This window comes from Barnesiella sp. An22 (assembly GCF_002159975.1).
Classification (GTDB): domain Bacteria; phylum Bacteroidota; class Bacteroidia; order Bacteroidales; family Barnesiellaceae; genus Barnesiella; species Barnesiella merdigallinarum.
Genome location: NZ_NFJR01000005.1, coordinates 73549 through 95126 on the forward strand (window position 1 = coordinate 73549; position 21578 = coordinate 95126).

Annotated in this window: 18 protein-coding genes and 1 pseudogene; 13 read left to right on the top strand and 6 right to left on the bottom strand. The window is 53.8% G+C overall.

The window, feature by feature from the left end:
- The first annotated feature begins 119 nt into the window (after positions 1 to 119).
- Positions 120 to 1322 (top strand): nicotinate phosphoribosyltransferase, encoded by a 1203-nt coding sequence (gene pncB, locus B5F38_RS06875; protein WP_087408551.1) that lies wholly within the window; start codon positions 120 to 122, stop codon positions 1320 to 1322.
- Positions 1323 to 1451: 129 nt separating this feature from the next.
- On the opposite strand, the gene B5F38_RS06880 is transcribed toward pncB, so the two are convergent.
- The gene (locus tag B5F38_RS06880) at positions 1452 to 2210 is read right to left on the bottom strand and encodes a NigD-like protein (RefSeq protein ID WP_087408552.1); all 759 of its coding nucleotides are present in this window, start codon (positions 2208 to 2210) and stop codon (positions 1452 to 1454) included.
- Between the two features lie 159 nt (positions 2211 to 2369).
- On the opposite strand from B5F38_RS06880, the gene B5F38_RS06885 reads away from it, so the two are divergent.
- From B5F38_RS06885 to B5F38_RS06915, 7 genes are all read left to right on the top strand, one after another.
- On the top strand, positions 2370 to 2927 hold the full coding sequence (locus tag B5F38_RS06885) for a sigma-70 family RNA polymerase sigma factor (protein ID WP_087408553.1): 558 nt from the start codon (positions 2370 to 2372) through the stop codon (positions 2925 to 2927).
- Entirely contained in the window at positions 2914 to 4263 is a 1350-nt protein-coding gene (locus tag B5F38_RS06890; protein WP_087408554.1) for an outer membrane beta-barrel protein, read from the top strand. The genes B5F38_RS06885 and B5F38_RS06890 overlap by 14 nt, the downstream gene beginning before the upstream one ends.
- 174 nt (positions 4264 to 4437) lie before the next feature.
- Positions 4438 to 4947, top strand: a complete 510-nt coding sequence (locus B5F38_RS06895) for a sigma-70 family RNA polymerase sigma factor (protein ID WP_087408555.1) — start codon at positions 4438 to 4440, stop codon at positions 4945 to 4947.
- Positions 4937 to 5401, top strand: coding sequence for a hypothetical protein (locus B5F38_RS06900; protein ID WP_087408556.1), 465 nt, complete (start codon positions 4937 to 4939; stop codon positions 5399 to 5401). The genes B5F38_RS06895 and B5F38_RS06900 overlap by 11 nt, the downstream gene beginning before the upstream one ends.
- Positions 5402 to 5412: 11 nt before the next feature.
- Complete coding sequence (locus tag B5F38_RS06905) at positions 5413 to 5865, top strand: DUF6108 family protein (RefSeq protein WP_143240928.1); 453 nt, start codon at positions 5413 to 5415, stop codon at positions 5863 to 5865.
- A 15-nt stretch (positions 5866 to 5880) separates the two neighbouring features.
- Positions 5881 to 6789, top strand: coding sequence for a hypothetical protein (locus B5F38_RS06910; protein WP_087408558.1), 909 nt, complete (start codon positions 5881 to 5883; stop codon positions 6787 to 6789).
- A 166-nt stretch (positions 6790 to 6955) separates the two neighbouring features.
- A complete protein-coding gene (locus B5F38_RS06915; protein ID WP_255376497.1) occupies positions 6956 to 8494 on the top strand; it encodes a Na+/H+ antiporter NhaC family protein in 1539 nt (512 codons plus the stop codon).
- A gap of 45 nt (positions 8495 to 8539) precedes the next feature.
- Here the strand turns inward: B5F38_RS06915 and B5F38_RS06920 are convergent, their stop codons facing one another.
- The 3 genes from B5F38_RS06920 to B5F38_RS06930 form a co-directional block, all read right to left on the bottom strand.
- Positions 8540 to 8776, bottom strand: a complete 237-nt coding sequence (locus B5F38_RS06920; protein WP_087408559.1) for a DUF2007 domain-containing protein — start codon at positions 8774 to 8776, stop codon at positions 8540 to 8542.
- A gap of 196 nt (positions 8777 to 8972) precedes the next feature.
- Positions 8973 to 9917 carry a tRNA-dihydrouridine synthase family protein gene (locus tag B5F38_RS06925; RefSeq protein WP_087408661.1) on the bottom strand — a complete coding sequence of 315 codons (945 nt, stop codon included), beginning with the start codon at positions 9915 to 9917 and terminating at the stop codon, positions 8973 to 8975.
- A 215-nt stretch (positions 9918 to 10132) separates the two neighbouring features.
- Entirely contained in the window at positions 10133 to 13666 is a 3534-nt protein-coding gene (locus tag B5F38_RS06930) for a LamG-like jellyroll fold domain-containing protein (protein WP_241147822.1), read from the bottom strand.
- A 185-nt stretch (positions 13667 to 13851) separates the two neighbouring features.
- Here B5F38_RS06930 and B5F38_RS06935 point away from each other — a divergent pair, with 185 nt between their 5' ends.
- The 5 genes and pseudogenes from B5F38_RS06935 (at position 13852) to bla (ending at position 17449) form a co-directional block, all read left to right on the top strand.
- Positions 13852 to 14196 (top strand): hypothetical protein, encoded by a 345-nt coding sequence (locus tag B5F38_RS06935; protein WP_087408561.1) that lies wholly within the window; start codon positions 13852 to 13854, stop codon positions 14194 to 14196.
- Between the two features lie 362 nt (positions 14197 to 14558).
- A pseudogene (locus B5F38_RS06940) lies at positions 14559 to 14834 on the top strand (transposase); the annotation flags it as partial.
- Positions 14835 to 15186: 352 nt separating this feature from the next.
- The gene (locus B5F38_RS14265) at positions 15187 to 15381 is read left to right on the top strand and encodes a hypothetical protein (protein WP_143240929.1); all 195 of its coding nucleotides are present in this window, start codon (positions 15187 to 15189) and stop codon (positions 15379 to 15381) included.
- Positions 15382 to 16200: a uracil-DNA glycosylase family protein gene (locus B5F38_RS06945; RefSeq protein ID WP_087408563.1), complete on the top strand. Its 819-nt coding sequence runs from the start codon at positions 15382 to 15384 to the stop codon at positions 16198 to 16200.
- A gap of 331 nt (positions 16201 to 16531) precedes the next feature.
- The gene (gene bla / locus B5F38_RS06950; protein WP_087408564.1) at positions 16532 to 17449 is read left to right on the top strand and encodes a class A beta-lactamase; all 918 of its coding nucleotides are present in this window, start codon (positions 16532 to 16534) and stop codon (positions 17447 to 17449) included.
- 71 nt (positions 17450 to 17520) lie between these two features.
- On the opposite strand, the gene B5F38_RS06955 is transcribed toward bla, so the two are convergent.
- Positions 17521 to 19551 (bottom strand): M13 family metallopeptidase, encoded by a 2031-nt coding sequence (locus tag B5F38_RS06955; RefSeq protein ID WP_087408565.1) that lies wholly within the window; start codon positions 19549 to 19551, stop codon positions 17521 to 17523.
- A 23-nt stretch (positions 19552 to 19574) separates the two neighbouring features.
- Positions 19575 to 21554, bottom strand: a complete 1980-nt coding sequence (locus tag B5F38_RS06960) for an ABC-F family ATP-binding cassette domain-containing protein (RefSeq protein ID WP_087408566.1) — start codon at positions 21552 to 21554, stop codon at positions 19575 to 19577.
- Between the last annotated feature and the right edge of the window lie 24 nt (positions 21555 to 21578).

The following is a 21578-nucleotide window of genomic DNA, read 5'->3' on the forward strand; positions in this document are numbered from 1 at the left end:
CAGGAGGCGGCTCCGCATGGTCAAATGTTGAAAACTGCGTTTTCCATTTGCCTCTGCTCTCATCTTTCACTATATTTGTAACAGACATTGGTTGAATACAACGCTAAAATCTTTTCGTCATGCGACAAATCATCACCCACTTTACCGACGATGACCTGTATAAGTTTACCATGTGCTGTGCCGTAATCGACAACTTCCCGCGAGCACAGGTGAAATATACCTTTACCGACCGCGACAATACCGTCTATCCGGCCGGATTTGCCCAGGCTCTGAGCGAACAGATAGAGATGCTCGACTCGGTCATCATCACCGACGAAGAAATCGAGTTTATGAAACGGCAGTGCCGCTATATCCCCACCTGGTTCTACACCTACCTGAAGGGCTTCCGCTACAACCACGAGTGGGTGAAGGTGCGTCAGGACGAGGAGGGGCACCTGCATGTCGACATCGAAGGCAGTTGGGCCAACACCATTCTGCTGGAGGTAAAACTGCTGGCTATCATCTCGGAACTCTACTACGCCATGACCGGCCAGAGCCAGCACTTCGACTACGACGCGTACTACACGAAGACCTGCGAAAAGGGCAAACGGCTCCTGGAGGCCGGGTGTGTATTCAGCGACTTCGGTACCCGCCGCCGGGCCTCGTTCGAGAGCGAAGATACCGTGGTGCGTGCCTTGAAAGCGTGCGACCACAGCCAGCAATGGCCGGGCCGGTTTGTCGGTACCAGCAACGTATACCTGGCCATGAAGCACGACCTGCTGCCGGTGGGCACCATGGCTCACGAATTTATCTGTGCCATAGGGGGCATGTTCGGTCCGCAGATGGCCAACCACATGGCCATGGACTACTGGCGCAACACCTTCCGCGGGGCGTTGGGTACCTTCCTCTACGACAGCTTCGGGTGGAACATCTTCAGCATGAACTTCTCGGAAGACTTTGCCAACCTCTTCAAAGGACTGCGCATCGACAGCGGCGACAACTACGAGCAGCTGATGAAGATTGTGGAGAAATACCGCTCGCTGGGCATCGACCCCAAGAGCAAGCAAATCATCTTCAGCAACGCCCTGAATACCCAGCAGGCCATCGAGATACAACAGTATGCCCGGGACTACTGCCAACCCTCGTTCGGGATAGGCACCCACTTTACCAACGACTTCGACGGCATAAAACCGATGAACATCGTCATCAAGCTCATTGCGGCCAAAATCACCGAATCGTGGTCGTTCTACAACGACACCTGCAAGATAAGCGAAGACGACGGCAAGCACACGGGTAATGCCGAGGTGATTGCCCGGTTCATGGAGGCGCTGCATATGAAATAATTTGGGGAGAATCGGATTCCCCCCTGTTATCCCAGATAGCGCAGAATAGATACAACGAGGGGTTGTGTACGTGAACTTGCGTTCCGTCACAACCCCTCGTGCCACACTATCTTCTTACTTACTCTCTGTCTATCGTACCGAGGTGGCGGTCAGACTTCGCTCGCTGGTCCCGGTGGTTGTAGAGCCGGAACCTACGGTATAGTCGAAGTCGCAGGTGTAGTCGCGGGTACCGTCATGCAGCGTGCGAACCTCGATTTTCAACCCCTTTATGTCGGGGAATTCACGCTTTATATCGTCCATGCGGAACGAAGCTACCCCCCACAGGAAATGGTCCAGGTCGGGATCGTCCATGCGGTTGTGCCGCAAGTTGAGGTGCAGGTAGCCCTCCTCGTCGAGCGCGGCGGCTTCGGAATAGTCGCGCACCAGATTAATCATGTGCTTCTCCCTACCGAGACCGCGCGTTTCGAATTGTACCGTCAGGTACTTTTCGCTCGTCCACATGCTCAATATGTTCATCGGGTCGTTGCCTATGCTGTCGGTCGTTTCGGGAGTAATAGGTATCACATTCTTCACCAGTACCGAATCGATGTCGTTAACCACAATGTAGTAGTCGTACCCCTCGCGCTGCCCGTCGAGAAAGGTGAAGTTGACAATCACCCGCTTGCCGTTCTTGGTCAGGTAACTCGGCAACCGGTCGCCGTTCGAGGGGAACATGGTCTTTTTATCATCGAGCTGTATATAGGGAGAGTGTCCCTCCTCGACCACCATATCGCCCACAGCATAGGAATAGGGCACGTAATAACCATCTTCGTCATCGCCGCAGGAGGTCAACCCGCACGACAGGATTACACCCAGTAATCCGGTCCACAACATGTGTTTCATTTTCATATCTTCTCGTATTTAATTTTATTCGCTTTTTATGGGATAAACGGGCCCTATCCCCAAATACTGCACCGGCTACTGTTAAAGAGTGAAAAACAATTTTTCTATCGCCCGCCATGCAGTATTTTTACATCGTTGCATTTATTCAATAACAGGATTCTCACCATGAACGAAGCAGAGCTGGTAGCGCGTTGCAAGCAGAAGGAGCCCTCGGCGCAAGCCGAACTCTACCGACGGTATGCCGGCGAGATGTTTGCCCTCTGCATCCGATACGCCGGCAACCGCGAGACAGCCAAAGACCTGCTTCACGACGGATTCCTCAAGGCATTCACCTCGCTCGACAAGTTCGACTACCGGGGTGAGGGTTCTTTGAAAGCGTGGTTGAGCCGCATCATGGTAAACACGGCGCTGGAAGAGGCGCGGAAACAGGCGCAGCACCTCGATGTCGACCTCGACGAGGCTCCCGAGGTGGCCGACCCCGACTCGACCGACGACGGTCTGGTGCAACAAATCGCCCCCGAGGTCTTGCTCCGCTTCATTGCCGAGCTGCCCGACGGCTACCGTACGATATTCAACCTCTACACGTTCGAGAACAAGTCGCACAAGGAGATTGCCCGCCTGCTGCACATCAACGAGAAAAGCTCCTCGTCGCAGCTATACCGGGCACGCACCTTATTGATGAGTCGAATAAAAAGATATTTGGCACAACATGGAGACGAATAAAAACAGCAACGACTGGCGAAAGAGCTGGCAAGAACAGCTCGACCACTATTCGGTCACGCCCCCGCCCGAGGTCTGGGAGGAGCTGAGTGAAGAGCTGGCTCCCCGGGTGCGCGTGGGCCGGCGGGCCGTGCTGTGGGCTGCCGCGGCCTGTGCAGCCATTCTGATAGGATGCTTCGTCGGGCTGCAATATCTCTCGCCGGGAATACCCGCCCACGAGACTCCGCTACAAACGGCTCAGGACAACCGACCGACAACGGGCCAGCCCAATCCCGACCACTCCATCGAGGCGATTAACCCCGACCCGGAACCCCCGCTCTATGCCCAGACCCAATCGTCTGTAAACGGCCATACGGCTCGAGCAGCCCGTCGGACTGTTACCCCAGCCGCTTCCCTGCCAACTGCGGAGAGCGAACCGACAGTCGAACTACAACGGGTCATACCCGACACCACCTCCACAACCGGCCAACCGGCACCGGGCTACGAGGCAGAAGCTCATGAGCAGCCGGCACAACCGGCAACACCTTCGCCGCGTACGCGCGAGGGCTACACGCTCTACCCCCGCTCGGGCGAGAGCGAACAGACCGCCTACCGCCCGGCCCGCACGCAAACCCGCACAAGCGGTGGCTGGACCGTGGGGCTCTCGCTGGGCAACAGCCTCATTACCGCCGCAGACAACCGCAACGGATTCGGCAACCTGGCCCCCTACGCTACGGCCGAGATGGCCAGCCTTCCTTCGCCCGAAACGGGCGTGACGCCCAACGGCAAGGAGGCATCGGCATCACCCTACCAGCAAATCATGCTGCAAAATATCAACGCCCAACCTACCACCGACGTGAAGCACCACTTCCCCATCTCGGTAGGCGTCACGGTGCAAAAGTCGCTCAACCCGGCTCTCGCTCTCGAAACGGGACTGGTATATACCTACCTCGCCTCCGACCTCATGGCCGGCGATGCCGCCTACTACACCCAGAAACAGCAGTTGCACTACCTGGGTATCCCCCTGAAGCTGCAATGGAATTTTCTGCGCAAGCGCTATTTCAACCTCTATGTCATCGGGGGCGGCATGGCCGAGAAGTGCATCTATGGCAGCCTGTCGTCGCACTACGAAGCCAACGATCGCCCGTCGCTCAATCAGGACGAGCGGCTGAGCATCGACCCGCTGCAATGGTCGGTATCGGCAGCCATCGGCATCACCCTCAAGCTGGCGCCTCACGTCAACCTCTACGCCGAACCGGGCGTGGCCTACTACTTCGACGACGGGTCGCAGGTCTCGACCATCCGCAAGGAAAAGCCCTTCAACCTCAATCTGCAGGCCGGTCTGCGATTCGACTTCTAACCAACTGTTCGTCAACGGCGAACCTCTATCCGGCGTCATAGCGCCCGACCCCGTTGTGCCCTGTCATCGCCCGACCGATAAAAATTTTTCCGCTTTTTCTGTTACAAAGCCGATTGCCGTTCGTTACATTTACAGAAAACAAAAAGAGAAACCCAAGTCGTTCAAACCCCGACAATGAAACAGGAACCGCTGCTATCGGCTTTCACGCGTTTGCGAGACAATCTGCTGTCGATGTCGCGCCGCATTCTTCAAGACGAAGACGACGCCTCCGATGCCATACAGGATGCCTTTTGCCGCCTGTGGCCCCTGCGGGACAAGATTCGGAACGAACAGGAGGCCTCGGCCCTGACGGTCACCACCACCCGCAACCTCTGCATCGACCGGGCCCGGCAAAAGTCCCGTTTCACCGAGTACGACCCCGACCAGTGCGATAGCTGCGACGACGAAACGACTGCCGAGAGCGACGCCGTAGCCGAGCGGTTCAAGGCAGTACGGCAACTCATCGACAGTGCCCTGACCGAGAACCAGCGGACCATACTCGAGATGCGCGACTTCCGCGGACTCGAAATCGAAGAGATTGCCCAAGAGCTGCAGATGCAGCCGACAGCCGTACGCATGAATCTGTCGAGAGCCCGCAAGACCATACGCGAACAATATAAAAAACAATACGACCATGACCGGTAAATCATCGACACACAGCACCCGCACCCCTCACGACTGGGAGCAGCTCATCGAGCGATACTACGCCGGCGAAACCTCGCTGCACGAAGAGGAGGAGTTGCGAAAGTTCCTCTTCTCGGGAGAGGCCGACGACCGCTACGACGACACCCGGGCCGTACTCGCCTACACCCAGATGGGCCGGCGTCAGACGGCTCCCCGCGTGCATGCCACCCGGCACCACGCGCTGCGGGTCTGGGCGGCTGCCGCCTGCATAGCCCTGATGCTGGGAGGCGGAATCGTCTACTACACCACGGCACCACGCGATACCTGTGTAGCCTATGTCTATGGCGAAAAACAGACCGACCCCGAAGCGGTAATCTCGCAGATGCAACAGTCGGTATCGCAGTTTGCCTCGACCGATGTCGCCGTAGAGAGTCAGCTCGACGCCATCTTCTCACCCCTCGAATCCATACCTTAAACATGCTCGTTATGAAACGGTTATACAAAATACTCATCACAAGCCTGCTGCTCGTCGGCACATCGGTTGCACAGGCTCAGGAAGGTCTGGCCATCGCCCCCCTCTTCGCGGGGCAGTACAACCACGACAAGCAGGCGGTTGTCGTCCTCATCAAGGGGGATAAACTGAAGGAGTACCACCTCTCGCTCTTCCGCAGCATCGCCATTACCGACCGCCCCGACGACGTGGCCCTCTTCGAAGCGGCCGTGCGAGCCGACAGCTCCAAGGCCAACAACAGCGAAACGGTGAAATCGGGCAACAACACCATAGCCGGCTACTACCAACTGCCCCCGGCCTCACCGGGCGGAGAGAACCGGTTTATCCTCTTCCGCAAGCTGTCGCCCGACGATGCCACCCTCATCTACCTCGAGGGCCACACGCAGCTCGACCGACTCATCAAACTCTTTATCAACAAGAAACAATAAAAAAACAATATCGATATGAAACCTATTCTTACGCTCTTGCCTGCGCTCCTGCTCGCCCTGCCTGTCGTGGCGGCCGACATCGAACGCGACACCACCGTCTACTTCAACCAAAAAGAGATTCAAATCAAAGACTCGGCCGACATCGTATCGGTCAAGGTTTTCGAAGGGGATACACCCTACCAGAAATTCTACGAGTCGCGCTACGCCGACGGCAAACGGCAAACCTCGTGGGAACTCTCCGAGTCGGTAGCGTTCCCCTTCTCCGACCTCATCACAGGCAACAAGGCGAAGAAACGCAAGCGCTTCGACCCGCACTGGTCGGGCGTAGGCTTCGGCTTCTGCAACGGCATGGGTAACGGCATGCGTTTCCTCAACAACCCCAACGGCATCTCGCTCGACTTCTCGGGTTCGTTCGAAATTTTCTGGAACTTCATCACCGTCTATACTCCCATCAGCGGCAACAACTGGGGATTCGTCACCGGCTTGGGTATCGACTGGCGCAACTACGTCATGAACGAAAACCGCTACTTCGTCAAACAGGAGGGGAAAATAAGCGTCGTGCCCTGCCCCGAGGGTGCCGACCTCGACTTCTCGCGATTGAAGACCGTCGACCTCACCGTGCCTCTGCTCTTCGAGTGGCAAACCCACAAATTCCTGCACGGCCCCATCTTCTTCTCGCTGGGTCCCGTCATTGGCATCAAGACTTACAGCAGCACCAAAACCAAATATACCACCGCCGACGGCCAGAAGATACAACTCTTCGAAAAGGGCATCAAGCCCAACCCCATCAACCTCGACATCATGGCCCAGGGCGGATACGGTACCTTCGGCTTCTACGTGAAGCTCTCGCCCTTCAACGTCTTGCAGCAGAGCCGTGGTCCCCAGATGCGCAGCTTCTCAGCCGGCGTGATGCTCCACTTCTGATACACGACATTCATACTCATACGACCCCGACCGGATAGAAACCGTCAGTTTCTGTTCGGTCTTTTTTCTACATATAAATGTATATTTATTATATAATACGATAAAAATACGTGTATATATTCAAATATTCCCGAAAAACAGCCGCTAATATTTGCATTATTATTACATTTGCAAACGAAATCAGAATAAAACCGACATGAACGAGAAAACCAAAATACCTGCGCCCCTCATCGCTATCATCCCGCTGGTTGTACTGGTGGCCCTGCTGGCCATGGTCATCCCCATCTTCGGGAGCGATGCCCTGATGGGCGGCAGCCAAGTGTCGCTGCTCGTCGCCTCGGCCGTATGCGTGGCCCTGGCCATGGGACTGTATAACTACAAATGGAGCGTACTCGAGGAGGGCATGGCCAAAAACATCAAGAAGGTGACCCCGGCCATCATCATCCTGCTGCTCATCGGGGCCATCTCGGGCACCTGGATGCTCAGCGGCGTGGTGCCTACGCTCATCTCCTACGGCCTGCACATCCTCTCGCCGCGCTTCTTCCTGGCTTCGTGCTGCATCATCTGCGCCATAGTCTCGGTCATCACGGGCAGCTCCTGGACCACCATCGCCACCATAGGTGTGGCTCTGCTGGGCATAGGCAAGGCCATGGGATTCGACACCGGATGGATTGCCGGCGCCATCATCTCGGGGGCCTACTTCGGCGACAAGATTTCGCCGCTCTCCGACACCACCGTGCTCGCCTCGTCGACCACGGGTACCAAACTCTTCACCCACATACGCTACATGCTGGTTACCACCGTGCCGTCGATAGTCATTACCCTCGTTATCTTCACGGTGGCCGGACTGACGATGAGCCACACCGACAGCGCCCAGAGTGCCCTCTTTGCCGACACACTGGCCCAGAAGTTCAACCTCTCGCCCTGGCTGTTGCTGGTGCCTCTCATCACCGGAATCCTGATCGTAGTCAAGCTACCGACCATCATCACCCTCTTCATCTCGTCGGTTGTGGCCGGTATCTGCATACTCATTTTCCAGCCCCACGTTCTGCTGCAAATCGCCCAGAGCGATACCCTCGACTTCGCCACCGGCTTCAAGGCCCTGATGACGTCGGTCTTCGGCAGCACCGCCCTCTCGACGGGCCACCCCGAAATCGACGCGCTGGTGGCTACCCGGGGCATGCGGGGCATGATGGACACCATCTGGCTCATCATCTGCGCCATGTGCTTCGGGGGAGTGATGTCGGCCAGCCACATGATAAGCAGCATCACCAACCTCTTCGTGCGGTTCGTACACAAGCCCAAGAGCGCCGTATGCTCGACCGTTGGGGCCGGCCTCTTCTTCAACGCCTGCACGGCCGACCAGTATCTGTCGATTATCCTCACGGGCAATCTGTTCAAGGATCTGTATCACAACCGCGGGCTGGAGAGCCGGCTGCTCAGCCGCACGGTGGAAGACTCGGTGACGGTCACCTCGGTGCTCATCCCCTGGAACTCGTGCGGCATGACCCAGGCTACCGTGCTGGGTGTAGGCACGCTCACCTACCTGCCCTACTGTTTCTTCAACCTGCTGAGCCCCCTCATGTCGATACTCGTAGCAATCACCGGCTTCAAGATAAAACAGGGTATTGCGGCCCAATTCGCCCCCAAAGCGAGCGAAACGGTCAAGGGTGCACCCGATGCCGGCCATGTGCTCGTGGGGTAAGCACGCGGCGTCCAAAACAAGCAGAAAGAATTCGGGAAAAAACAGTTACTCTTTACTCTCGGGGAGTGTCGTGCTGCTCAAAATCATGTCGGCCTTGTCCACATCTTCGGCAAAGACATTGAGCCGGATGGCCCCCACCGACGAATTGGTCAGCGGCAGCACACTCGAGAAAATCTCGTTCGACAGGAAACAAGGCACACCGTTTGTCTCCAACACATCTTTCACGATATTCGCTTCGACCGACGAGTCGAACGTACGATACAACACAATCTCTTTTTCCATAATGGAGCGTTTTAGGTAGTGTTACAAATAGGCGGCATACAAAGCGACAAGCCCAAACGGCTTCCTTTTTGGCTAAGATAGTGAAAGAAAAACGCAAAAGCAAATAAAAGCCGGGAATTTCGCCGGAACAACGCCTCGACACCTGCCTGATGATTTTGAAGATATAACGCCCCTCCGCACAAAAATCCCTACCCGCCTACCGGTTTTCTTCCAACGAGTGCCACAGATTCTGCACCGCCCCGGTATACTCCTCGACCGACCGCGCCTTCAACACCCGCTTCTTCAACCGCCGGTCCACGTCGGGCAACAGATACTCCCAAAACGTAGCCATGCGGGCGAGCAACTGATGCACCCCCTGCAACACCCCGGCATAGCGGGTGAACACCTGGTCGTGCAGCCGGGCCACCCGGGCGTAACCATCGGGCGGCATCGCTCCGTCGCCGGCATAGGCCTCGGCCAACCAGGGACGAGCCAGCAATCCCCGCCCCACCATCAGGCCAGAGAGCCGGGGGAAGCGCTGCTCGATGCTCCTCATCGCCTCGACCGTAGTCAAGTCGCCATTATAGACCAGCGGAAGGTGACACGCCTCGTAGAACCGGGCAAAGCCGTCGAGGTCGGGCTCGCCCTTATACTGCTGCCGCCCCACCCGGGCGTGGAGCGTAATCTGTCGCACCGGCGAGCTCTTGAGCAGCGGCAACAGGCGCAACGACACGTCGGGGCTCTCCCACCCCAGCCGCATCTTCACCGAGAAATCTATCCCGCCATACCCCTCGAGCGGGCGCAACAGCCGCTCCACCTCGTCGGGGAAAGGCAAGATGCCCGACCCTTTGTGCCGCTTCGCCAGGATGGGAAACGGGCACCCCAGATTGAGGTCGATACGCCGATACCCGCAGGCCGCTATACCGTCGACCAACCGGCACAACTCGTCGGGCTGCGAGGCTATCAACTGCGGCACCACCGTCATACCCCGGTTATTTTCGGGAGCAATATCGCGCAAATCCTTCCGGCGAAAATCATCTTTCTCGATGCGGACAAACGGCGTGTAAAAGGCAGCCACCCCACCGAAAAGCGAGGCGTGGGCACAACGGTACACCGCATCGGTATACCCTTGCAACGGGGCAAAACAGACGGGCAATGACATGATGGACAAAAGTAGTACAAGCCGAATAGAAATCAAAATTATACGGCACACTTATCGAGCGGCCCGCTCACATCTCCCGCCCCATGCACCCGGATACAAAAAGAGAGGGCTGCATCGTCTACGACGACACAGCCCCCGCTTGGACTTTATGGCCTTATCCCGCGGCAACCCGGCTCCGAAGCCAGGACACCCGTCGGGGAAAAGGCATTATCGGCTTAGCGATTCAGCACCTTAACCGTGCGAACCACTTTACCCTCTTTCATCACCTTAACCACGTAAACGCCCTTGGCCCCGAGCGTAATGCTCATGTGCTGGCCGGCAGCTACCGTAGCCTCTTCCTGAGCCACAAGCATACCCGAAACATTGTATACGCCTACTTGATAAGCACCGGCTTCGGCAAACTCTACAAAGAGGAGATCTTCAACCGTATAGGTGCGCATCTCATCGGCTACGCCATCTTCTACGGCATCTTTCTGATCGACCAGGAATACCGGATAGGACTTCGTGTCTGAGCCGAGCGTATTCTCAAGCGTCAAGGTAACGGTATAATCACCGCTCTTGCTGTAAGTCAGCTTCGTAGAACCTTCGGTATCGGTACCGGTCGATTCGGAGAGCTCGCCACGTTTGGCAGTCCACGTCGGGAGAGTTTCTACCTGGAAAGCAGTACCGGCAATAAACGGACAACCCGAGATGTAGAGCGGTCTTTGCGGAGTTTGCACACCCGAACCTTGAGCCGTCGAAGCTACCAGTTTGAACGAGCAGGCTTTTGCACCCTCTTTCGAACCTTTCGACAAGAAATAATTCTGGTCGTTGGCATCGGTTTCAAAATCCCAGTAAGCGATTACCTTGTCGGGCAGGTCAGAAGCATCGAGACCGGCTTTCACTTGATTCACCTCTTCTTGAGTCATGCCACCGTCCCAAATCAACAGGTCGTCAACGATACCGTTGTTGGTAACCGGTTGTTCACCACGACCACCGGCGAAGCAGAACCAGTCGGAAGCCGAAACATCGTAACTTGCCTTGGGAACCCAATCCTCGGTTTTTCCACTTGCAGAAGAACCGTAGGTCCAGGTAGACTCTTGCAGAACACCATTCAGGTAGAAGAGCGAGCGGAATTGACCTTGATCGTTATACTCGAAGGTAAGAACTACATGGTTCCAAGCATTGGGCGATACAATCGTATTGGGGAAGGTATAGTTCACGGCAACCGGAGAAGCATTACCGTCACCACGAACCGTATAGGCGGTAACCCGGCCTTCGCTGGTAATGTTAGACCACATCCAGCCCCAGTTGTTTACAGGCCATCCACCCGCACGGTTCTCGATGCTGAAGAAGGCAGAAGACTCGGGCAACGTAGTAAAGCGAACCCAAGCCGATACCGAGAAGGATTTACCACCTACGATACCTGCTTCATTCAGGTTACCGCCAATCCAGCTGTCGTTGATTTCGATACCGCGCGACGAGGCACCATCGGCTTTTCTACCGGTATAACCCAGTGTGAGCGTTTGGTCGAGGTCTACCTTCACTTCGGCAGCCGAAGTCTCTTCGCCGTCAACCGTCAGCGTATAGATTTCGGGCAGAGCACCTACGGACTCGCTCGTAATCTGTACATAGTAGCCGAAAGTAGATGTTTGACCGTTGCAAGTTACCTGCAGGTCATAACCACCAATCTCAGAGATACCGTCTTCTACCGAGAATACCGTCGTATTGGTAGCTTGTTTTACAGTCTCGCCGTCGCTGTTGAGCAGTTTCCAGTCGGCAGGGTCGTGACGAGGATCGACGTAAGAGATTTCGAAGCTCTCGTTCGGTTTGATTGTCGTCTTGTCGATTTGAATGTCGTCGGTCGTCGTGTACTCACCCATATCCATATACTCGCTCCAGGAGATTTCGGAATCGCTCTTCATGTCGACCGAAACGGCAGCAACACCCAGACGGATGCGGTCAGAACCCTGCAAGTTGGTAGGAATCGAATAGTACATACCGGCCCACGACGTAGTGATACCCATAAAGATAGGCTCTTCATTCTCTTGTTGAGCATAGAGCTTGAACATCGAAGCGTTTACATCGAGGTTGTAAACCGGCTCGCCCAGAGGCTTGGTATTGTTCATTTCGAAGATGACCTTGGCATCTACGCCCTTGTAGTGAGAAGCCAGCACTTTGGCTATCTTGATGACAGGAGCGGCAGGTGTAGTCATCTCGTTACGCGTAATCGAGAATTCGCCCAAGTAGAGTTCCAGATTCTCGGCGTTCTCAAAGTGGAGAGCAACCATGGCAATATTCCGGTTGGCCAGCGAAGCCAAAGTACCACTGATTGTAAAGGTCTTCTCTACCCACATTTCGTCGTCGGCCTCGCTATCGGCAACCGTCAATACCTTGAAACCAGACTCACGCAGAATTGTGGTCTCGTCACCAACGGCAGAGAGAGCCAGATTGATGTCGGCCTGACCACGGATCAATTTGTAACGAACCGTAATCTTATCGCCCGAAGCCAGCGTGAAAGCCGTCTTGAAGAGGTGCAGATATTCATCGGCTGTCGAACCGAAGATGCGCAGACACGAACCGCCTACATAAGCATCGTCGAAGGTAAACTTGGCATCCAGACCATTGGCAACCACCTTGTCGGCCGTTTTGCCCAAGAACTCGGAAGCAAACCAGAAACGCCAGGTAGGCAGATAGTCTTGTACACCAATGTTGTACCACTCGTTGTCGTTCTGACGTTCGCCCATCCAGTTGAAGAACTGACCGTTACCCAGATTGAAATAGGTGATGAACGGCTCGGTGGCCAAATCCCAGCTGAGCGAGCTGCGAGCGGTCATAAAGGCCGACATACCGAACCAGCCTTCGTTGGGGTGGTGGCTGCCACGATCGAATACCGCAATCTTGTCAATCGGGTTACGACGGCCGTTCGAGAAGAATTGCTCGATTACATTTTGATAACCCAACTGTTTCGACATATCGGTACTGCCATAGTTGGCACGGTCGGCCCACAACATGTTGAAATCGTGAGCGCCCCACAAACCGATAGAAACATTGTAGTCCTCGAGTAACGTCCAAGTCGAGGGGTCGCCACCCTGCATGTTGAAACCGGCATACAAGTCGAGCAAGCTACGGCCGGGAGCCTGGCTATTGATTGTAGCCTCATTGAACGTGCTCAACGGAATTCCCCACCAGTTGTAGTTCAAGAACAGTGACGTACGGATGTGCTCTCCATCGCCAAAGGTTTCGTTGTTGTGAGAACCGAGACCCTGGTCAAAATTGATCTGACCATTATCGTTCGTACCATCATACCAGAAGTTCTCGGCTACGGGGTTTCCTTGTTCGGTCAAATATTTGTGTACCTCTTCGTTCAGAGCGCGCACATTAGACAGCATCGTCGTATTCGAAGTGTTGAACTCCGAGTTGTAACCGAGACCATCTACACCGTGATAGTGAAGGAATTTGGCTACCTTCTCACGAATGGTCGCATTCTTGGACATGTTATCCAAAGCGGTAGCCCAATCGGAAGACAAACTGCCCCAGGGAATAGAGGCCACACCCGATACTCCTACACCGTTTTTATGGGCGGCATCGGCAAAACCACCGGGCACCCAGCCTTGCGGAGCGGTCCAGTTGCCATAGTGGGTAACATACGACCACATACTGAATACTTCGGAATCGAACTTGCCGTTAGGCCGTGCATTCGGGTTACCACCCGAAGCGGTACCTATGGGAACCCAGAACACCAGGTTCTTGTCGGTCTCTTCGGTCAATGTTTCGTTAATCTGCGTGTTGGCATTGCGGAAACGAGCTTTGGGTCACACTTATATACTTTAATGTACCAACACTAAAATCATTGCCTTGATACATATACAAAGATATTAAACTTTGATACAATGGCAACAGATAACTTTCTGACAACGAAATCTGTTCTCGGTTTGGCGGAGCGAGTAGTGAAATGTCCCCCCCCGAGATATTAGTTCTTAATCCAATTGATGGTCAATGGGGTGGAGGTGGTAGTGGAGGGAAATGGGGTGCCTATGTTGACCACATGACAACCAATGACCTCCAAAATTACCAATTGATACCTAAACTTTCTGTTGGTCAGTCAATACTATTCCAATTTACCGCTCAAGATATTGGTGAAACCATTACAATTCCCATTACTCTGTTCTGCATTGACAACTATAATTATATGTTGAGACACATGTTTTATTGGAATGGTGATATGGTTAATGCCGAACTGGATTATAATCCAAATGGCCAAATATCATTTAGCCTTGGTGGTACAAGTTTTCAATAAACGCCTCCTTTGCCATATTTCTAATAAACCCAAATCCAAGAATTAAATCCTTGATACTTCTTGTTTCCCCTCGTGGCGGGAATGGTACCAAATAATGGTATTTATTATCCCAATATCCTCCCGTTACGAGGATTAAATCCTGAAAACTGAAAATTTCTGAAAATTTTTTCTTGAAATTGATAACATTTCGCCGTTTTCTTGTATAATTAGCAACATCGTAACAGATACGCCAATGGCTGCCCGAACAAGGCAGCCATTTTTAGTATAGACTCAATGAAAAAATAATTTGAAAATGTTATCAAATTATAACTCATTGATAGTTAATATGTTAAATAAACATATTATATTTATATAACAAAATAATGTTATCAAATTACAATTTCAAAGGCGAAGACTATAGAATGAAGATTTACAAATCATTCGATGATATGAGAGATGCTCTAAAAGATGAGACTGGATTTAGAGAGTTTCTTGAACAGGCAAAATGGAGAGGCACACCAGTATGTCCTCATTGCGGCTGCATATCAGCAGAGCATTACAAGTTGAAGACCAATGGAGAATTCAAAGGTCTATACAAATGCAAGCATTGCCGAAAGCGTTTCACAGTCACAACCAAGACAATGTTTGACAGAACACATCAAGAGATGTTTGCTTTCTAATTCGTACTTTTGTTCTCGCAACAGCCCTGCCCGTTTGCGTGGGTGAGAAATAAGGTATATATTTGTACCTAAATATTGGATAGAACACGAAAGTGTTTGAACCTTATTCCTTTCAGACGAATCTGGTAAATTTTTCTTGGACGGGAATAAGTGCCACCTCTCACTATGCTATATGGTGCAGAGGCTGTTGCTTATTTAGTCCAAAGGCTTTACCAGAGCCTGTCTGAAGAAATAGCAATGGCTCTCTGCACTTTCTTTTGTTCCCCAATCAGCCACAAGGGGATGCCGAAAACCTTATCAAAGAGTAGGCAAAACTAATAACATAAGTATTATGCCAAGTTTTTTGCTCAAGGGTACTGCACAAACCCAAATCGGTAAAATTCCAAGAGGTGCAACGATTCAAGTAATTAGTCAATCTGGTTCTTGTCCAAGTCAACAAGAAATCCTTACTGCAATAAGGGCTCAATTCGGTATAAATGAGCCAAATGCCAGACCACATTTTTTCAAATGGGAACAAGTGAAGTAAATGCCTATGCGAGACCTATTCTGTAACGAATGCGGTCTGTCCTATGATATTCCACACCTTGTTGCCGAAAGGTTGCTTGGTGTGGAATATCTGCATAGGATAGAAAACCGCTATGAACAGATGCGCAAGTACTATGACTGTACTTGTGTAGAATGGCAAGGAGTGTTTACAGAGGATTTGAAACCATTTGGTGGATATGACGACACCACCTCCGTGACCATTCCGATTGGCAACTCCCAATTAGGCGCTGACACCAAGACACTGCATAAGGGGGCAATCGGAGTGGACTTGCCCACTTGGTTCAATGTTCAAGACAACAAGCATATAATGATTGTTGCACAAGACCCATTGAGGAACAACAAGTATTATGGAGAATGCTATGATGCGGTTATTTCAAGTCCATTTGGCTTGCACTCATTGGAGCATAGACAGAATGCGAGAGGTGGCAAAATGATGGATTTGCTCGTAAAGAGACTAGTAGCCAATGGATATGGCATTTATCTGACTGATGCCAACAAGTTCTTTATCTATGACCATAAGATAACCGATGAGTTCTCCGGTGCTCATATAGACGAGTATGCAGAAATTATGAGACAAGAGATAGAGATTGTAAAACCTACTGTAATCGTGTGCCTTGGCAGGAGTGCCGAAAGGATGTGCAAAAAAATGGGACTGTGGAACATTTTGGCATTGCCACATTTGTCTGGAACCGCTCGTGGTGCTATTGTGAGAAAATTCCCAAGATTAGAGGAGATTGGAGCCACAGCAGAGAACATTGCAGAGGAGTATGCAAGAGAAATTATTAGAAAAATCCAATGACTTGAACGGAAAATCCCACAAACCATTTGCATGGAATGTGGGAGAATACTTATAACTTTGAACTGATTTTTAGTGTTGGTACATTAAAGTATATAAGTGTGAAAAAAATTTGCTTTTCATCTTCAAAAAAGACAGAACTCCCATAATACAGACACCCCCGCTCTTCCTCCCGCGACACCCGTTTGCCCGACGACAGGCAAAAAGTTCGGCCTCAACCGCCGCTGTGGTATTAAAAATTCCATCGCCTGCTTTTGTTAAATATGGCTAACCCACCCCCAGTGACAGGCGAGTTTGACCTATCTTTATGCCTCTCAATAATCGATACCGCTTCATGTTCAAAAAAACTGTAATTCTCATCACAACAGCAGCCCTCTGGAGTGCCGGAGTATCGGCCCGAACCTTCTCGCCCGAGGCGGCTACGGCTGCCCGGCAACAAATAGAAACGCTCTTGCAAGACAAAAAGGCGACGGTGGGTGTAGCCTGCTCAATCGACGGAGACGACTTTGCCCTCAACGACACGGTGCGCTACCCGCTCATGAGTGTATTCAAACTGCATGTGGCCGTGGCTGCCCTGCAACGCATGGAGGCCGAGGGGACCCGGCTCGACGAAGCTTTGACCATCGACTCTACCCAAATGCACCGCGACACCTACAGCCCGCTGCTCGGACTCTATCCCTCGGGCAACTTTCGCATCTCGTATACCGACCTGTTGCACTATGCCCTAGCCTTGAGCGACAACAATGCCTGCGACATCCTCATCGACTATGCCGGCGGCATCGGGGCGATAAAACATTGTATCGACCGGGCGGGCATCACAGGGTACGACCTCGCCGAGACCGAGGCCTCGATGCACGCCGATATACCCGCCTGCTATCGCAACTGGGCCCACCCCTCGTCGGTGGTACAACTGCTGCAAAAGATTCTCGACGGCTCGTTGCTGAACGAGGAGCATACCCGCTTCATGCGCACGACCCTCGTCGAGACCTCGACAGGGCTCAATAAAATCAGGGCAGGCCTTCCCCCGGAGATTGTTCTGGGGCACAAGACCGGCAGCTCGGGACAGTTGCCCGATGGCCTGACGATTGCCGACAACGACGCCAGCTTCTTCTGCCTGCCCGACGGCCGCCTCTGTTTCCTGGTCGTCTTGGTGAAGGACTCCCGCGAAAGCGAAACCACCAACGCCGCCCTCATTGCCCGAATTGCCCGCATCGTCTACGACACCGCCACCGCGAATCAACTCTCCCGATAAAGCCCCATCACAAAACACAAAGGGCCTGCCGACAATCGGCAGGCCCTTTGCCATATCTCAATCTCGGATGATTACCAGATGATTACCCGATCGGCAGGAGCCAGATACATGGGATCGCCCTCTTTGATATTGAATGCCTTGAAGAAGGTATCGATATTACGCAGGGCAGCGTTTACACGCCAGCGGCCCAGCGAGTGGGGGTCGATTTTGGTCAGACGCAGAATCTCGGCATCGCGAATGTTGCCGGCCCACAGGTTGGCATACGACAGGTAGAAGCGTTGGTCGGCAGTGAAGCCATCGATCAAGGCAGGCTCTACCCCGTTGAGCGAATTGCGGAATGCCGTGTAGGCTACACGCAGACCACCGTGGTCGGCGATATTCTCGCCCAGCGTGAAGTGACCGTTGGCATGAACCGTATCGAGCACGATGATATTGTCGTACTGTTTGGCCAGAATCTCGGCCCGTTGGTTGAACTGCTCGGCATCTTCGGGCGTCCACCAGTCGTTCAGGTTACCATCCTTGTCGTATTGACGGCCCTGGTCGTCGAATCCGTGAGTCATCTCGTGACCGATAACCACACCGATAGCACCGTAGTTCACGGCATCGTCGGCATCGAAGTTAAAGAAGGGCGGTTGCAGAATACCGGCGGGGAAGCAAATCTCGTTCGAGGTGGGGTTGTAGTAGGCATTCACCGTTTGCGGGCTCATGTACCATTTGGTCTTGTCGACAGGTTTGCCCTCGTCTTTGAGCGAGTAGAGCGTTTCAAACTCGGCAGCACGACGCACGTTGGCGTAGTAGCTCTCTTTCGGGTCGATGGTCAGGCCGCTGTAATCGCGCCATTTGTCGGGGTAACCGATTTTTACGTAGAAGGTATTCAGTTTCTCGTGAGCCTTGGCTTTGGTGGCATCGCTCATCCATTCGAGGCTGTCGATGTGCTGGCCCAGAGCCGTCTGCAAGTTGGCTACGAGCTGTACCATGCGCTCTTTGGCTTCGGGGGGGAAGTATTTGGCTACATACATTTCGCCGACGGCTTCGGAGAGCAGGCTGTTGGGCACGTTGAGAGCCCGTTTCCAGCGGGGTTCGATCTGCTCTTTACCCGACAGCGTCTTGGAATAGAAGTCGAAGCGGGCGTTTACGAAATCGTCGCTCAGGTAGGGAGCGGCACCGTCGATGCAGTTGAAGGCCAGATAGTCGCGCATCTCCTGCTCGCTCAGCGTCTTGAGCAGTTCGTTCACGGCCTTGAGCGTACGGGGCTGGCCGATGTTGATTTTCTGGATGCTGTCGAGACCTACGGTCTTGAAGTAAACATCCCAGTCGAGACCGTCGTACTGTTTCTTCAGGTCGGCAACCGTCATCACGTTGTAACCGGCTTGCGGGTCGCGCAGCTCTTCACGCGTGAAAGCGGCCTTGGCAATAGCCGTCTCGACCTTCAGCACCGTAGCGGCAGCCTGCTCGGCAGCCTCTTGCGTATAACCCGAAAGGGTGAAGAGGGTCTTGATATAGTTGGTGTAACTGTCGCGAATCTTGCGGCTGTTCTCGTCGTCGGATACGTAGTAGTCGCGGTCGCCCATGTTCATACCGGCCTGGTACCAACCGGCGATATTCATCGAACTGTTCTTGGCATCGGCATCGACATAGATGGCGAAGAACGGAGCCGACATGGTACGGTGCATCTCACCGATCATGGCACTCACGGCCTCTTTGCCCGAAAGCGACTGGATGCGTTTGAGCTCGTCGGCAATAGGAGCGGCCCCCTCTTGGTTCAGGCGCACGCTGTCTAGCCCCATGTTGTAGAGGTCGCCAATCTTCTGGGCCACGCTGCCCGGCTCGGCTTTCTGTTTGCCCAACTCATCGAAGAGCAGACGGATTTGCTCCTGGTTGTTCTCCCGCAGTTGGTCGAAAGAGCCATAGCGGGCATACTCGGGTTTCAACGGATTTTTCTGCATCCATCCGCCGCACGCATACTCATAGAAATCGTCGCCGCAAGCCACCGTCGTATCGAGGTTGGTCAGGTCGATACCCGGAGTCTTGGTGACCGATTTGTTTGTACAGCCTGTGGCTATCAAAGCTGCTGCAAACGATAAAATCATTACTCTTTTCATTTTACAATATATATTTATGTGTTTCATTTACCCTGTTTCTGCAAATGCTCCAGCGTCTCCGAAGCCTCGGACCACTGCCACATGGCATCGTCGAGCTGCTTTTTCAACTGCCCGTGCTGCTCGTAGAGCGAGGTATCGGCAGCCCCTTCGGGAGTAGAGAGTTTCTCCTCGAGCGAAGCAATCTGCGCCTCGAGGTCGGCCACCCGCTTTTCGGTATCGGCCACCTCCTTCTCTGCCTTCCGCAAACGCCGTGCCAATTCCTTTTGTTCCTCATACGAGAGTTTCGACCCCTCGGGTGCGGCCGAAATGGCAGGTGCAGACTCGGCCTTCGGCGAAGCTACCTTCTTATCGGTCACCGCCGTAGCCGGGTTGCGCTGCTCGAGCTCCCGCAGCGATTCGAGCTTGCGGCTCTCGAGGAAGTCGTAGATGCCGCCCAGATGCTCGCGCACCCGTCCGCCACCGAACTCGTAAACCTTCGACACCAGCCCGTCGAGAAACTCGCGGTCGTGCGACACGACGATGACCGTGCCGTTGAAATCGCGGATGGCCTGTTTCAGTACATCCTTGGTGCGCATGTCGAGGTGGTTGGTAGGCTCGTCGAGGATGAGCAGATTGACCGGCTCGAGCAACAGCTGTATCATGGCCAACCGCGTGCGCTCGCCACCCGAGAGCACCTTCACCTTCTTGTCAGACGCTTCGCCGCCAAACATGAAGGCACCCAGGATGTCGCGTATCTTGGTGCGGATATCGCCCACCGCCACGCGGTCTATCGTCTCGAACACGGTGAGCGACTCGTCGAGCAGGCTCGCCTGGTTCTGGGCAAAGTAGCCGATCTTCACATTGTGCCCTATCTTGAGGGTACCGGTGTGGGAAATCTCGCCCATGATACACTTGACCATGGTCGACTTACCCTCGCCGTTCTTTCCCACAAAGGCCACCTTCTCGCCCCGCTTGATGGTAAAGGTGGCATCGGCAAAGACCAGATGGTCGCCGTAGCTCTTGCCCACCCCCTCGGCAATGACGGGATAGTCGCCCGACCGGGGAGCCGGCGGGAACTTCAGGTTCAGGTGCGAGGTATCCACCTCGTCGACCTCGACCCGCTCGAGCTTGGCCAGTTGCTTGATGCGCGACTGCACCTGCACCGACTTGGTGGCCTTGTAGCGGAACCGCTCGATGAAGGCCTCGGTATCCTGTATCTGTTTCTGCTGGTTTTCATAGGCCCGCCGCTGTTGCTCCAGACGCTCTTGCCGCAGCACCACATAGTGCGAGTAGTTGACCTGATAGTCGTAGATGCGACCCATCGAAATCTCGATGGTACGGGTCGTCACGTTGTCGATAAAGGCGCGGTCGTGCGAGACCAGCACCACGGCATTGGCCCGCGTGGCCAGAAAGTTCTCGAGCCACTGTATCGACTCGATGTCGAGGTGGTTGGTGGGCTCGTCGAGCAGCAGCACGTCGGGACGCTGCAACAGCAGTTTGGCCAGCTCGATACGCATGCGCCAACCGCCGCTGAACTCCGACGTGTCGCGATTGAAATCGTCGCGGGTAAAGCCCAGACCGATCAAAGTCTTCTCAATCTCGGCCTGATAGTTGGAAGCCCCGATGAGCGAGAGTTGCTCGTTGGCATTGGAGACCCGCTCGATGAGCTCCTGATAGTCGGCCGACTCGTAGTCGGTACGCTCGGCCAGCTCGTTGTTCATGCGCTCGATGCGCGCCTGCAGCTCAAAGATGTGCGAGAAAGCCTGCTCGGCCTCCTGCATCACCGTGCGGGTATCGGTCAGGTTCATCTGCTGAGGCAGATAACCTATGGTGAGGTCCTTCGGCATATTCACGCAGCCCGAGGTAGGCGCCTGCAACCCGGCTATGATTTTCAGCATAGTCGATTTGCCCGCCCCGTTCTTCCCGACCAGGGCGATGCGGTCCCTCTTGTTGATGACATAAGTAATGTTGTCGAACAGCGTATTTCCACCAAATGCAACCGAAAGTCCTTCTATCGATATCATATTTCTCGTTTTATCGGTCGGCAA